This window comes from Alteromonas aestuariivivens (assembly GCF_003367475.1).
Classification (GTDB): domain Bacteria; phylum Pseudomonadota; class Gammaproteobacteria; order Enterobacterales; family Alteromonadaceae; genus Alteromonas; species Alteromonas aestuariivivens.
In genome coordinates, this window is the sequence record NZ_QRHA01000003.1 from 1 (window position 1) to 14,574 (window position 14,574).

Consider the following 14,574-nt stretch of genomic DNA (forward strand, 5'->3'; position numbering starts at 1 on the left):
TAGCTACCATGAGTTACAAGCAGTTGATCGAGGGACAACGATACCAGATAGAGGCCTACTTACGCGAGGGTTTCAGTTATCGGGAAATAGGAAAGCGACTGGGGAAAAGTCATAGCACTATCAGTCGGGAAGTCAGACGCAATCGAATTCGAGATAGCCATTACTTGCCGGAAGTCGCTCAGGCGAAAGCAGAAAAACGACGATGTCAGGCTGGAAAATATTGTGTTCCGGAATCGACCATTACGTTTGTTGAGTTTGGCCTGAGCCAGAAATGGAGTCCTGAGCAAATTGCTGGCGTAGGCCAATTCATAGGCCATTCCGTGAGCCACGAGTGGATTTATGGCTATGTACAGCGCGATAAATTACGCGGTGGCAAGCTGTATAAGCAATTACGTCAGAGTCGACGCAGATACCGCAAAGGCAGTCGGGCGAAGCGGGTCATTATCCCGAATCGTGTGGGCATTGAGCATCGTCCAGCCATCGTGAACAGAAAGAAGCGGTTTGGTGATTGGGAAGCTGACACGGTTTTAGGGAAGCAAGGAACCGGCGCGATAGTCAGCCTGGTTGAGCGGAAAAGCAAGCTGTATCTGATACGTAAAGTGCCAGCCAAAAGCGCGGCTGATGTAAGCCGGGCCATGGTCGGAATGCTGTGGCGGTACCGCCGCCACGTCCGCACTATTACAGCGGATAACGGCAGTGAATTCTGTGACCACGAGCAGGTTGCAGAGAAGTTGAAAGCGGATATCTATTTCGCGAACCCATACTCTTCATGGGAACGCGGATTGAATGAGAACTTCAATGGCCTGCTGCGCCAGTACATCCGTAAAGGCACGGATTTACGGACGGTAACGGATAAGCAGATTGCTGATATTGACCGGGCATTAAATACCAGGCCAAGAAAGTGCCTCGGCTTTAAACAGCCGGTTGCAGTGTTCGATGAATTACGCAGTGCGGCCTAATTTAGCGAGTGGTGCACTTCGGAGTTGAATTCGCGCTGAAAACAAATGAGTAAGCTGTAAATTTGGAAGTGGCAATGTGTACTAAAAGTGATGTCTGTCACACTCGCTTGTGACGGATGCTGGCAGATCGGTTTACACACCAATTGCCGCCGGCAATTTGAGATGTGCAACGCACACTTTACGTACGCTGCCTAGTAAAGAAAAGCAACGTCAAAAGGACAATGCCGTTGCTTTGAAAGGTCGGATTGAAGATAGATCTCAGGGCTTAATTTCGGTCATTCCACCCATGTAACTCACCAGCGCTTCCGGCACCTTAACACTGCCATCGGCCTGCTGGTAATTTTCCAGTATGGCAACCAGCGTACGCCCCACTGCCAAGCCTGAACCATTCAGGGTATGCAACAGTTCTGGTTTATTGGTCTCCGGATTACGGTAGCGGGCCTGCATGCGCCGGGCCTGGAAATCCAGCATATTGGAGCAAGAGGAAATTTCGCGGTAGGTGTTCTGAGCCGGCAGCCATACTTCCAAATCGTACGTCTTGCAGCTGCCAAAGCCCATGTCACCGGTACACAACAGCACCTTACGGTAAGCCAGACCGAGGCGCTGAAGAATGACTTCGGCATGACCGGTCAGCGCTTCCAGAGCCTCAAAACTGTCCTCAGGTTTGACCAACTGAACCAGTTCCACCTTATCAAATTGATGCTGACGGATCAGGCCGCGGGTATCCCGGCCGTAAGAACCGGCTTCACTGCGAAAACACGGTGTGTGCGCAGTCATTTTCAACGGCAGTTGCTTGGCATCAAAGATTTCATCGCGAGCGATGTTGGTCAGCGGAACCTCGGCCGTAGGAATTAGAGAAAGCCCCTGCCCCTCTTCGGTGGCCGGTTGGGTGTGAAACAGGTCTTCACCGAACTTGGGCAGCTGGCCGGTACCATACAGGCTGTCGGCATTTACCAGGTAAGGCACGTACATTTCCTGATAGCCATGTTCACCGGTATGTACATCGAGCATAAACTGGGTAAGCGCACGGTGCATGCGGGCAATTGGCCCACGCATCACCACAAACCGGCTGCCGGTAAGTTTGGCGGCGGTTTCAAAGTCCAGCCCATTGTCGAGCCCTTCCGCTACATCGACGTGATCTTTAACGTCAAAATCAAATTTCGGCGGCGTTCCCCACAATGAAATTTCAACGTTTTCGGATTCGTCTTTGCCTGCAGGAACAGACTCATGGGGCAGATTGGGAATTCCCTGAGTAAAGGCATTGATGGCGTCCAGCACTTCACCCAGTTCCGCTTTGGCGGCATCCAGCGCGTCGCCCAGTTGGCCAACCTCAGCCAATAAGGGCGCAATATCCTGCCCCTGTGCTTTGGCTTTTCCAATCGATTTACTGCGCACATTGCGTTCGTTCTGCAACTCCTGGGTTTTAATTTGCAGTGCCTTACGCTTTTCTTCCAATGCATTGAACGCATCTACGTCGAGTGTATAGCCACGGCTGGCCAGTCGCTGAGCCGTAGTTTCAATATCGCTTCGCAAACACTTGGGATCTAACATGTGTTTTTTCTTATCCTTTCATTATTTCAATCGCCAACCAGCCGGCCAGCAAACAAGCACCCACATTCATTACGACGTTGGTTAACGCCTTTAGCCAGAGTTCATTTTCCAGCAAGGTCAATGTCTCAATCGAAAACGTTGAAAACGTGGTAAATGCTCCCAGTAGCCCGACACCAATTAATGGGCGATACGGGCTTTCGGCCAAATCATGGTGCTCAATAAAACCGTACAGTATCGCCAGGGCGAATGACCCCAGCACGTTGACGGTAAGTGTACCAAACGGCAATTCTTTTCCAAACCAGGAATCGATTGTAGTAGTACAGAAATAACGCAAACAGGCCCCCACGGCGCCTCCTGCGGCAATAAAACAGTATAGTGACAGTCCTGTCGGCATGAGTTAACTTCTTTTCTGGTTGCTGTGTGAGTTCAGTTGGTCCAAATAATCCCGCTTGGCTTTAAGTGCCTTTTCCAGCCCACGCTCTGTGGGGTGATAAAAACGCTGTTGCGCCAGTTCAGGCGGCAAATAACATTCCCCGGCAGCAAATGCATTGGGTTCGTCATGAGCATAGCGATAACCGTCACCGTGGCCGAGATCCTTCATGATTTTGGTGGGTGCATTGCGCAAATGCATTGGCACCGGATAATCCGGCGCTTCCCTTGCCATCGCCTTTGCGGCGTTAAAAGCCTGATACACTGCATTACTTTTTGCCGCCAGGGCACAATATACTGCAGCCTGGGCAATTGCCCGCTCGCCCTCGGAAGGCCCAACACGGTGAAATGTATCCCAGGCGTTCACACACAATTGCATAGCCCGGGGGTCGGCGTTGCCGATGTCTTCTGATGCGATGGCCAATAATCTTCGCGCTACATACAATGCATCGCCGCCACCGTTCAATATACGGGCATACCAATAAAGCGCGGCATCCGGATCTGAGCCCCGAACCGACTTGTGAAAAGCGGAAATAAGGTCGTAAAACGCATCGCCCTGCTTGTCATAGCTGGCAACCTTTTCTCCCACCGCCTGCTCAATGTCACGCAATGTAATAGCAGACTGTTCAACAAAATCGCTGGCCAGTTCCAGATAGGTTAACAATCTGCGCCCGTCTCCGCCGCTTAGGCCAATAAGTGCGTTTCTGGCGTCTTCTTCGAGTACCAGTTGCCGTGCACCCAAACCACGCTCAGAGTCATTAAGTGCGCGGTTAAGTACGCCATTGAGTTCGTCGTCTGTCAAAGGCTTAAGTACATACACCCGCACCCTTGAGAGTAACGCGTTGTTCAGTTCAAACGACGGGTTTTCCGTTGTGGCTCCAACGAAGGTCACCGTGCCTGATTCCACATAAGGCAGAAAGGCGTCCTGCTGACTCTTGTTGAAACGATGCACTTCATCGACAAAAAGTAACGTACGCAGCTGATAATGCGCATCCTGCTGGGCCTTGTCCATAGCAGCGCGAACATCTTTAACCCCTGCTGTCACGGCTGACAGGCGGATCACATTCGCCTGGGTGTAATGCGCAATCAATTCTGCCAGCGTGGTCTTCCCGGTACCTGGCGGGCCCCACAAAATCATCGAATGACAATGGCCAGACTCCAGCATTTTACGCAGCGGTTTGCCCTCACCGACCAGATGAGACTGGCCGGCGTAATCGCCAAGGGAAACCGGACGCATCCGCGCAGCAAGTGGCGCGAACGGCTCAGATTGCTGATCAAACAGGTCCATCAGCGTTGGTCGTCAACCACGTAAGTATCGGGAATCGAAACCCGGAAGGTTGAATCCGGCAGCACAAACTCGCTTTCAACACTGGCAAATTTGAGTGTACTGACTTGGCTTTGTGCATCGGTCATTGCCAGCGACGACAACACGTCACCCTGGAAGGTCAGCGACAACGACTTTATCTGGCCCTCGCCATCGAGGGGTTTCACCACAAAACTGTGTTTACCCGGCAAACCGTATTCAATATCAAATTGATTCCACACGCTCATATCCGCCGTAGTAAGCAGAATAATCGGATTATCCTGCACCGCAGTCTGCTGGTTGATAACGGTGACCTGTTCAACAAAGGGGTCAAGGTTCCACACTGAAGTTCCATCCGCCACCAGCAAAGTTTCGTCAGGGCTGAAAGTTTCCCACCGCAGTTTATCTGGCTGGGCCATTGTCAGTTTGCCGGTTGCCTCATGAATCAGCTCACCATCAACATCAACAACCGCTTGGGCAAACTCAGCCTGATATTGCTGCATGGCAGCCAGTTTGGATTGTAACTCGGCCTTAGCCTTGGGATCATCCGCCAGAGAATTTGCACTGACGGCAAGTAACGACAGTGAAGCCATGAAAAATTTTTGCATACTCATTTAATCCTTGGGTGGCGGTGGTGCCAGCACTTCGCGGTTACCATTGTGCCCGGGTGAACTTACCACGCCACTGCTTTCCATCTGTTCCACCAGACGTGCAGCCCGGTTGTAACCAATTCTGAACTTGCGCTGCACACTGGACACACTGGCCCGGCGGGACTCTGTAACAAACGCCACCGCTTCATCATAAAAAGCATCGAGTTCCTGGTCGCCACCTTCCGGCTGCTCACCCGGCAACAATACTTCCGCCGTGGCTTCTCCATTGAGGATCTCGTCGATGTATTCCGGCTCTCCGCGCTTTTTCCAGTCGGCAACCACGGCGTGTACTTCGTGGTCATCCACAAACGCACCGTGTACACGGGTTGGTACCGGGCTGCCCGGAGGCAAATAAAGCATATCGCCCATTCCTAACAGCGCTTCTGCGCCCTGCTGATCCAGAATGGTACGGGAGTCGATTTTGCTGGAAACCTGGAACGCAATTCGGGTTGGAATGTTGGCTTTAATCAGACCGGTGATCACATCCACCGAGGGGCGCTGGGTGGCCAGGATCAGGTGTATACCGGCTGCCCGTGCTTTCTGAGCAATACGGGCTATCAGCTCTTCAACTTTTTTGCCCACAATCATCATCATGTCGGCAAATTCGTCCACTACCACAACAATGGCAGGCAGTTTCTCCAAGTCTGGCGCTTCTGGCTCCATGCTCTCCTCTGAGCGCCACAATGGGTCCTTAATCGGCTCGCCGTCAGCAATGGCTTGAGCGACTTTGGCATTATAACCTTTAAGGTTTCTGACCCCCAACGCCGACATCAGGCGATAGCGGCGTTCCATCTCGCCCACACACCAGCGAAGTGCGTTGGCTGCCTCCTTCATGTCTGTAACCACTTCCGCCAGCAAATGAGGGATCCCCTCGTAAACTGACAATTCAAGCATTTTCGGGTCGATCATGATCATGCGCACGTCTTCCGGTGTCGACTTGTACAACAGGCTCAGGATCATCACATTCACACCCACTGATTTACCGGAACCGGTGGTACCCGCTACCAGCAAGTGGGGCATTTTCGCCAGATCCACTACCACCGGCTTGCCGCTGATGTCCGCACCCAATACCATGGTCAGGGCTGAGGCATTGGACTGAAAGGTATCACAGCTAAGGACTTCGCTCAGGCGCACCATTTCACGTTTCTTGTTCGGTAATTCCAGCCCGATTACCGATTTACCCGGAATAACCTCAACGACCCGCACAGAAATGGCAGACATGGCGCGGGCGAGGTCTTTCGACAAACTGGTAATTTTACTGACCTTGACACCAGGCGCCAAATCCAGTTCAAAACGGGTAATTACGGGGCCGGGATACACACCCACCACAGTGGCTTCGATGTTGAAATCGGCGAGCTTTTCTTCCACCAGGCGGGAAACCATATCCAGTTCTTCCTGGGAAATGGGATTTTCGTGCTTATCAGGGCGCTCGAGCAAATCAAAAGATGGCATGGGCCCGATCGATTCATCTACGGATGCTTCCGGTTTGGCTTTTACAGCCGGGCGAGGTGCCGGGCTGTCATTGGCTTCAGGCACATCAACCTGCTCAGCGGGCGAAGAGCCGCTAATTTTTTCCTTCATGCCTGAAAATGAAAAACGGGAAGGCTTGGCGTCTTCCTGCACTGGGCTGTCGTCCACATAAAATGGCGGGGCGTCATCTTCGTCGGCGAATACTTCATCTGGTATGCCAAACGTAGGCTCGGCCCTTTTCGGCGCAGGCCTGGCTTTTTCAGCATTCGTATTTACGGGTGGAGGCTCGGCGCGCATACTGGTAATGTCCAGCGCATCGGATTGGTTATCAGACTGTGATTGGTTAAATGGCAGGGCCAGCTTGGGCATTTCCAGGCCAAGAAGCTGCTCAGGTAAGGCCGCGGCTTTTCTCCCTGTCCACAGAGTCGCGCCACCTATCGCATCGATGATAGTGAGCCAACTGATACCTGTTAACAGGGTAAACCCGGTACAGAAAAAGCACAGCAGCAACAAGATGGAACCGGCAATATTAAAATACGGTATCAACGCCGAGCTGATAACGTCACCGACAAAACCGCCCGCAGAAAAGTTAAACAGATCATCAAAGTTGATACTGGCAATTCCGGTTGCCCCCAGTGCCATCAGCAAACCACCAATCAGGCGCAAACCTATGGTCAGGTAATCAAACTCGTCTAGCTGTTTGATGTGCTGGAACAGGAACCATCCAAGAAATGCGCTGCAAAAAGGCAGCAGGTATGCGAGATAACCGAAGCTGAACAGCAGAAGGTCGGCTACCCAGGCACCCGTTGCCCCGACCCAGTTATGAACGTCGAGCTGCAAACCCGCCTGACTCCAACCAGGATCACCCGGGTGAAAGGACGCCAGCGCCAATAAGAGAAAAAATGCGAAGACACAGGCCAATATCATGCCTGCTTCCAACAATCGCTGGATACCGGTTAGTCGCGCCATAACCCCAAATTACTATCTGTTTTCACCGTTGGTGCGCCAGCGGCATTCAGCCTCTGACACACTGATACATTAAAACCACCCGGATCCCGAATCGAATCACGCTTGGTGTACCCAGTGCTGGTTTTCATTTTTATACCCAAAGACTACCATAAACGTGAGATTTAAACCTATCTCTAATTATGGCATTACAAGGTCAAAGTACTGTTCATTTCTGGCTGATCCTAAGCACCGTAGTATTTTTAACCTCTTCCATTACCACGTAAGTTCGGGTTTCACTTACCCCCGGCAAACGCAACAAGGTATCGCCGAGTAACCGTCGATAACTGGACATATCGGCAACTCTCGCCTTAAGCAGGAAATCGAAGTCACCGGAAACCAAATGGCATTCCTGGATATCCTCATGGTCCTGCACAGCAGCAGAAAATTCTGCAAATATATCGACCGAAGTTTTCGTCAGGGTAATTTCTACAAACACCAGCATGGCCGCACCCAGTTTTTCCGGATTAACCACCGCATGATAACCGTTAATATAGCCCTGACTTTCCAAACGCTTTACCCTTTCCAGACAAGGGCTCGGACTCAACCCCACCTGGCGGGCCAAATCAACATTGGAAATTCGGCCATCCCGCTGCAACACTGTAAGTATGTTGCGGTCAATTCTGTCGAGGTGTTTGGGTGTTTTTACCAGCATTTTTTATTCTGCATCAGCCTAGCATAACGATATATTATACCGTTTTTGAACAATATACAGCACACACTTTGCTCTGGCCTTGAGTATACTGCGCACCTTAAAACCGTCCAATTATCCAAATAAATGAGGGTTTCTATGCTAGTCGGTGTACCAAAAGAAATAAAAAACCATGAATACCGTGTGGGGCTTACGCCGGCTGCGGTCAAAGAATTTGTGAGCCATGGCCATGAGGTGATTGTAGAAACCCTGGCAGGTGATGCCATCGGCTTTAGCGATGAAATGTACCAACAGGCCGGTGCGACCATTGCGTCAACGGCTGAACAGGTATTTGAACAGGCAGAGCTGATCGTAAAGGTTAAGGAACCCCAACCCAACGAATGTAAAATGTTACGTAAAGGGCAAACCCTGTACACGTATCTGCACCTTGCCCCAGACCCTACCCAAACCGAACTGCTGATTGCATCCGGCGCCACCTGTATTGCTTACGAAACGGTAACCGATGACCGTGGTGGCCTGCCACTGCTGGCACCGATGAGTGAAGTAGCGGGCCGCATGTCAGTGCAGGCCGGTGCCCATTACCTTGAAAAAGCGCATGGTGGCAGCGGTACCTTGCTTGGTGGTGTGCCGGGCGTGGCACCGGGAAAAGTGCTGGTGATTGGCGGCGGTGTAGTTGGCACCAATGCGGCTAAAATGGCACTGGGCCTGGGTGCAGATGTCACAATTCTGGATCGCTCCCTGCCCCGTCTTCGTCAGCTGGACGACATTTTCAACGGCCAGGTAAAAACCGTATTCTCGACTGTTGACGCCATTGAGCACTACTCCTCCAAAGCCGACCTGGTTGTGGGTGCAGTGCTCATCCCCGGTGCAGCAGCTCCTAAGTTGCTGAATCGGGAGCAAATCAGGGCTATGAAACCGGGCTCAGTACTGGTTGATGTTGCCATTGACCAGGGCGGTTGCTTCGAAACCTCCAGAGCAACCACACACCAGGATCCGGTTTACGTAGTAGACGATGTGGTGCACTACTGTGTAGCCAATATGCCAGGTGGAGTCGCACGCACTTCGACTATGGCGTTGAACAACGCTACCCTGCCCTTCGGCCTGGCACTGGCCAACAAAGGTCCAAAACAAGCCATGCTCGATGACCCGCATTTACTCAACGGTCTTAATGTTCACGAAGGCAAAGTCACTTACAAAGCCGTGGTGGACGCTCTCGGAGCACAACTGGGCTTTGGCTACACGCCGGCAAAAGAGGCACTGGCAGGTTAAATTCCCTGCCATTGCTTCTGTGATTACAAAATGCCCCGCGTTAGCGGGGCATTTTTTGTGACATGACAAGCCGCAGATTACTAGCCGATGCTGCTGTTTACCGACTCCAGGACTGAAATGGGATTTTCTGCCTGGGTAATCGGCCTGCCCATGACCAGATAACTCACACCAGAGTCCATCGCATCGACAGGCGTCATAACCCGTTTCTGATCGCCTTTATCGGCGCCCAAAGGGCGTATTCCCGGAGTGACCAATAAAAATTCCTGTGGCAACTCAGAGCGCAGCAAATGGGCTTCCTGTGCCGAACAAACCACTCCATCCAGACCGCAATCCGCGGTCAGTTTAGCCAGTTTCAGTACCTGCTGCTGAGGAGTTATCCCTTCAACCACGTCATTCAGTTGCGCCTGGTCCATACTGGTCAGAACCGTCACCGCAATCAGTTTGGTTTTAGGGTTGCTGCTTTGAGCAATGGCCTGCTTCGCTGCCCTCATCATCTCTGCCCCACCAGACGCGTGCACGTTTACCATCCATACGCCCAGTTCTGCGGCTGCCTTACAGGCTTTAGCCACAGTATTGGGAATGTCGTGGAATTTCAAATCCAGAAACACGTCAAATCCGTCAGCTATCAATTTGCGGACAAAATCCGGTCCAAACAAGGTGAACATTTCTTTGCCCACCTTCAGTTTGCACAATCTGGGATCAAGTTGAGCCACAAAATCGAAGGCGGTATTACTGTTATCGAAATCCAATGCGACTATGACTTTTGGATCGTTTTTCACGCTGTTACTCTCCATCGAGACCTTTGATGGGCTTTACCACACCCCATTTTTTACAGGACGGACACAGCCAGTAAAGCTTGCGGCCGGAAAATCCGCAGCTCTGACAACGGTATTTGGGCCGTTGATTCAATTGCGCTTCCACCAGTTCTTTCAACTGTCGGAGGCTTTCAGTGGAGGCTGTGTCGTCGATTTGATCGATGTAAAGACCCATCAGGGTCTTAAATCCTTTCATGGTCGGGCGGGTATGCAATTGCTCAAGTAAATACTCAATCGCTTTGCTGGTCTCGCCTTTGTGCAGTAATACGTCAACCATGGCCAGATAACTGGTGGCACATTGCTGCCAGTGCGCTTCCAGTGTTTCTGAGAATTTGTCCCATTCACCAGTTTGCTCAGCAATGGACTCGAGATGCGGGACGGCTTCGCTGAACCAGTTGATGTCGCGTTCTGCTACCTGTAGGAAATAGGCGTGGGCATCCTGATAATTTTTTTTCTGCAGAGCAATTTCGCCCAGCATCAACCACGGACGCACGGCGTGTTCATCGGCATTTACCGCTTTTTGTAACAACAGTTCCGCCTGCGCAGTTTTCTGATTTGCCAGTTCCAGTTGAGCCTGCTCGCAATAAAAATGGGCCAGCCGTTCGCTGACATCATCGTTGTCGCCGTGACATTCTACCATACGCTCGGCCAACTCAATCGCCCGCCCCCATTCCTTGGTGGTTTGGTAAATGCTGAACAGTTGCTGCTGAGCTACCAGATAGTGTTTATCGGAATTTAATAGCTGCAAAAATGCATTCTCGGCCCGTTCAAGAAAGCCGGCCTGGGTATAATCCCGGCCTAATTCCTTGAGCGCATTTTCTCTTTGACTGGGCTGAATTTCTTCACGACTAACCAGGTTTTGGTGAACCCGGATTGCCCGGTCTATTTCACCCCGATGACGAAAAAAATTGCCCATTGCGATGTGGGTTTCAATCGTATCGCTGTTGATGTTAATCATTTTGATCAGTGTATCAACGGCTTTGTCCGGCTGGTCAGACAGCAGAAAATTGAGGCCCTTGTAATAATGGCGGGACAATATACTGGATTGTTTACGTTGTGCCTGACGCACGCTGTTACGGCCCATTATCCAGCCGTAACCCGCAGCAACAGGCAATAGTAGAAACAGCAATTCCAGCATTTTAATTTTCTTTGTTGAATTTCTTTAGTTTTGCTCTGGCAGCTAGCAGTTGCACACGCAAACTGAGCCAACTGGCCAACATGATCAGGAGCCCGATAACAACACCAATAGAAAGGGTGATTGCGATCAGAGTGGAAATACGGATCTGGGTTTGAGCCAGCAAATAATTTACTGTAATGACGGCATCATTTTGAGAACCAATCGCAAAAGCCACGGCCAACAGAAGCACAATCACCAAAAGCGAAATTATTCCTTTCAATACAGAAACCTTTGTCACGTAATCTGCATAAAAGCATAGCAAATTGGCCGCAAACATAACATCGCAATGTGAGAAATTTTACAATCAAACAGCGCATTTGTGCGCAGGTTGCAGGTACTGACAGTGTTCAGGCACTGTCCCTGGTGATAAGGTCAACATTCTGATTGTGGCACAAATTGGCCCGAACCAGCTCAATGTGCAAACTGGACTCATTGGTAAGGTAAAGTACGTGGGTATAGCGATGCAGCAGGTTGGCCAGCAATTCGCACTGGGCTTTATCAATTTTAGACAATTGTGCCAGACGCTTTTTCACCAGTGAAGAATTAGGGGGCGTGCATTTCTGAATATGCATCCGTGTCACCGCCAGGTCTGTTTTTCCCTGCGCAAGGTGATTGCGAATGGGCTGGCGAATGGACCCATGCATAAAATCATCCTGGGACAGATAAACAAGGCGTTTGTCTGCTTTTCGAACGCAGTGGATCACCAACATCGAATTCACCGCTCCCCGGAACATGTTTTTAAGAATTCCCGAGCGGGGTTTGTCGGTTGAACGGTCAGCAAGGAAGCCATGCAGCGGAACGAGTTCACCGACGCGCACATAGGGGTATAGATCATCGGAATTATCATTGCTGTAAACGGCTTTTAACCGCTCAAGCTGTTGTCGTCCGTCAACACACAGGACGGCAACAGAAGGCATGGTTCTGGCAGCCAGCTCCCAAATCACACGGTGGATACGTCGTTGCTCTCTGGCCATGTCCCTGAGCTTAAAATAGGCCTGATTGTTATTGACGATCCCTTCAAGAACATTCCGCTTTGCATCCGTATCGGCAATACACAGTCGCAGCATTCTTCCGTCCGGTGAGGCCTCGATCACCTGATATTTTTCATTCCTGATTTTAAGATCCGGGACGGACACCTTTATCCACTCATGTGGTTTTATTTGAACCGCTGACTCCATCAGCAGCCTCATCCCTCTGACGGAGAAATCTGCTACTGTCGCAGGATAACTTTTCATCAGCCCCACTTTAATAATCGCTTCTTTCTCAAGCCGGTATCTCGCTTCGCTGCGCCGGTCCAAATCATCTTCCATGATTTCATTGATAGCCCATTGTTCTTCATCTATGAGGCACTGGCTTACAACAGACGTAACAGGAGCAGACTGGAGCACGGCAAGATCCCGTACTGATTCGGTTAGATCTTTGCAGAAAACCACATGTGACAGAGACATAAGGGCTTTGTCCCTGGACTTGCTCCCACCGTGAATGCTTAAGGCTTTTTCCTTATCTGCAGCATCAATACTTTGTATACGACACTGCAGACATCTGAAATCTTCCGCCTGGCTCAAAGGGCCAAGTACGGTCGAAAACAATCCGTGTTCAATCAGCAACCTGTGCGAGGCCGCCAACCGAAAGGTACTGGATACGCCCTTCACCGTACCGGTAAAATAAAACGCTTCACCATAGCGAACAAGTTCCTGCACAAGCTGAGTAAAATTACGTTTTGCCCGTAAAGCACTGAGGGAATATTCATTGCGGTTTGCTCTGGTTACCAGTGCCATCAGCGGGCGGTGCCCTCTTCCCTGGGTGGCAACGTAAATCGGCATCCAGGGGCTGTTTTCCACGATGCGATCCCGTTCAAGGTCCTGTATGACACGCGCTATTTCACAGTCTCTTCGCAACGGCTGGGAATAAACACAGGAGCGAATGTATTTTTCAATACCATGTTTAATCGTTTGATCAGCCTGTGCAGATAATTCAAAGCAGGTTTCATACTGTCCGGTTTCCCGGTTGAAGCTTATACGGTCAAGAATATATTCCTGGGTACTTTGCTCAGGGCTCAGGCCAACGGCAGCTGGCAGGTTAAACATCACCCTGGTGCCAGTTGCAACCTTGGGCGGACGCTTGGTGGTAACGGTAACAGACATGGGACTGAACGCACTGACCACACAACTCCGGCCATTGAGAAATTCGCGGGAAGAAAGGGTAAAATTGGGGCAAATACTGAATCCTTCGCCGAAATCAATATCGCTCAATGAATTGGCCTGCACTGCAAACGCATCTACAAGGCTTTTGTACTGCGTCTTTTTTATGTGTGCCTGATACACCTCAGAGTTGGTTATCGATTCAAATACGCCGATGGTATAACGATTCTTATATAACGCGGACTCCTGCCGCAAAATTTGTGCTCCAATCTTGTCCAGGCACATTTTTACCCCAAAATGAGTAAATTTCTGTACCGGGAACTGCGCAAACGCTGAATTGTCGGCTGCTGCATCAGTCAGAGACGACAAACGCAGCACCTCTTCCTTGATGAGTTGGCGAACAGGTTTGGGCAGGCGCTGGGAAAACTTGTTCAACCCTTCAAGTAATCGGTTTTGCTGTTCATAGGGAATGAGCGCCCGAATTAACTGGCGGTAACGCTCTACTACCGTGTTTCTATCATAGCTTGGCATCCTGCTACCAGACCGACTACTTTTTGTACGACAAAAACTAATATACCCATAGAAATTTCACATTGCCATAACAATTTATTAAATATCATGATGCTGTGACTACAGTAACGGCGCTCTTTGTACGAAAAACGGTCAAATCAAACAGGCAGGATTGGATTTTTTGGTTCACCAAAGGCAAGAAAAGCTGGACCTGAAGGTTATCCGCAAAATGCGTCTAACACTCCTTCTGCGCAGAGAGGATGTTCAAAATACTGCAACAAGCAGTGGATAAAAAAATGCCGCACTAATGTGCGGCATTGATATTATTGAATAGAGTCGTTGACACGTTCCCGCAATTCCTTACCGGGTTTGAAGTGTGGTACATATTTACCATCCAACTCCACCGTCTCACCCGTTTTGGGATTTCGCCCTACTCTGGGTGCCCGATAATGCAATGAAAAACTACCAAAACCCCGAATTTCGATGCGATCGCCCTTCTGAAGGGTTTGCGCCATTTGTTCGAGCATTTCCTTGATAGCCAATTCCAGTTCTTTTGCGGGAATTTGCCGAGCCTGATCCGCGAGCCTTTCAATAAGTTCCGACTTGGTCATAGTAACCTCATTGTCAAACACATTAATCCAGA

Annotated in this window: 13 protein-coding genes; 2 read left to right on the plus strand and 11 right to left on the minus strand. The window is 50.4% G+C overall.

All coding sequences use genetic code 11. From position 1 onward, the window contains the following. Positions 1-8: 8 nt before the first annotated feature. On the plus strand, positions 9-959 hold the full coding sequence (locus tag DXV75_RS04430; RefSeq protein ID WP_115592483.1) for an IS30 family transposase: 951 nt from the start codon (positions 9-11) through the stop codon (positions 957-959). Between the two features lie 258 nt (positions 960-1,217). Here the strand turns inward: DXV75_RS04430 and serS are convergent, their stop codons facing one another. The 6 genes from serS to lrp form a co-directional block, all read right to left on the minus strand. Then, positions 1,218-2,510 (minus strand): serine--tRNA ligase, encoded by a 1,293-nt coding sequence (serS, locus tag DXV75_RS04435; RefSeq protein ID WP_115592198.1) that lies wholly within the window; start codon positions 2,508-2,510, stop codon positions 1,218-1,220. Positions 2,511-2,520: 10 nt separating this feature from the next. Next, positions 2,521-2,904 (minus strand): fluoride efflux transporter CrcB, encoded by a 384-nt coding sequence (gene crcB, locus DXV75_RS04440; RefSeq protein ID WP_115592199.1) that lies wholly within the window; start codon positions 2,902-2,904, stop codon positions 2,521-2,523. Positions 2,905-2,907: 3 nt separating this feature from the next. Next, on the minus strand, positions 2,908-4,227 hold the full coding sequence (locus DXV75_RS04445; protein ID WP_115592200.1) for a replication-associated recombination protein A: 1,320 nt from the start codon (positions 4,225-4,227) through the stop codon (positions 2,908-2,910). Beyond that, a complete protein-coding gene (gene lolA / locus DXV75_RS04450) occupies positions 4,227-4,850 on the minus strand; it encodes an outer membrane lipoprotein periplasmic chaperone LolA (RefSeq protein ID WP_181898353.1) in 624 nt (207 codons plus the stop codon). Before lolA ends, DXV75_RS04445 begins: the two co-directional genes overlap by 1 nt. Before the next feature lie 6 nt (positions 4,851-4,856). Next, positions 4,857-7,331, minus strand: a complete 2,475-nt coding sequence (locus DXV75_RS17295; RefSeq protein ID WP_115592202.1) for a DNA translocase FtsK — start codon at positions 7,329-7,331, stop codon at positions 4,857-4,859. Positions 7,332-7,536: 205 nt separating this feature from the next. Continuing rightward, the gene (gene lrp, locus DXV75_RS04460) at positions 7,537-8,022 is read right to left on the minus strand and encodes a leucine-responsive transcriptional regulator Lrp (protein ID WP_115592203.1); all 486 of its coding nucleotides are present in this window, start codon (positions 8,020-8,022) and stop codon (positions 7,537-7,539) included. A 135-nt stretch (positions 8,023-8,157) separates the two neighbouring features. On the opposite strand from lrp, the gene ald reads away from it, so the two are divergent. Then, the gene (gene ald, locus DXV75_RS04465; RefSeq protein ID WP_115592204.1) at positions 8,158-9,288 is read left to right on the plus strand and encodes an alanine dehydrogenase; all 1,131 of its coding nucleotides are present in this window, start codon (positions 8,158-8,160) and stop codon (positions 9,286-9,288) included. A gap of 80 nt (positions 9,289-9,368) precedes the next feature. On the opposite strand, the gene pyrF is transcribed toward ald, so the two are convergent. The 5 genes from pyrF to ihfB all read right to left on the minus strand — a co-directional run bounded on the left by pyrF (position 9,369) and on the right by ihfB (position 14,563). Further along, positions 9,369-10,082 carry an orotidine-5'-phosphate decarboxylase gene (gene pyrF, locus DXV75_RS04470; protein ID WP_115592205.1) on the minus strand — a complete coding sequence of 238 codons (714 nt, stop codon included), beginning with the start codon at positions 10,080-10,082 and terminating at the stop codon, positions 9,369-9,371. Next, on the minus strand, positions 10,072-11,241 hold the full coding sequence (gene lapB, locus DXV75_RS04475) for a lipopolysaccharide assembly protein LapB (RefSeq protein ID WP_115592206.1): 1,170 nt from the start codon (positions 11,239-11,241) through the stop codon (positions 10,072-10,074). The genes pyrF and lapB overlap by 11 nt, the downstream gene beginning before the upstream one ends. 1 nt (position 11,242) lies before the next feature. Beyond that, a complete protein-coding gene (locus tag DXV75_RS04480; RefSeq protein WP_245953118.1) occupies positions 11,243-11,518 on the minus strand; it encodes a lipopolysaccharide assembly protein LapA domain-containing protein in 276 nt (91 codons plus the stop codon). Positions 11,519-11,627: 109 nt separating this feature from the next. Further along, complete coding sequence (locus DXV75_RS04485) at positions 11,628-13,952, minus strand: PilZ domain-containing protein (protein ID WP_115592207.1); 2,325 nt, start codon at positions 13,950-13,952, stop codon at positions 11,628-11,630. 302 nt (positions 13,953-14,254) lie between these two features. Next, positions 14,255-14,563: an integration host factor subunit beta gene (ihfB, locus tag DXV75_RS04490; RefSeq protein ID WP_281268906.1), complete on the minus strand. Its 309-nt coding sequence runs from the start codon at positions 14,561-14,563 to the stop codon at positions 14,255-14,257. Between the last annotated feature and the right edge of the window lie 11 nt (positions 14,564-14,574).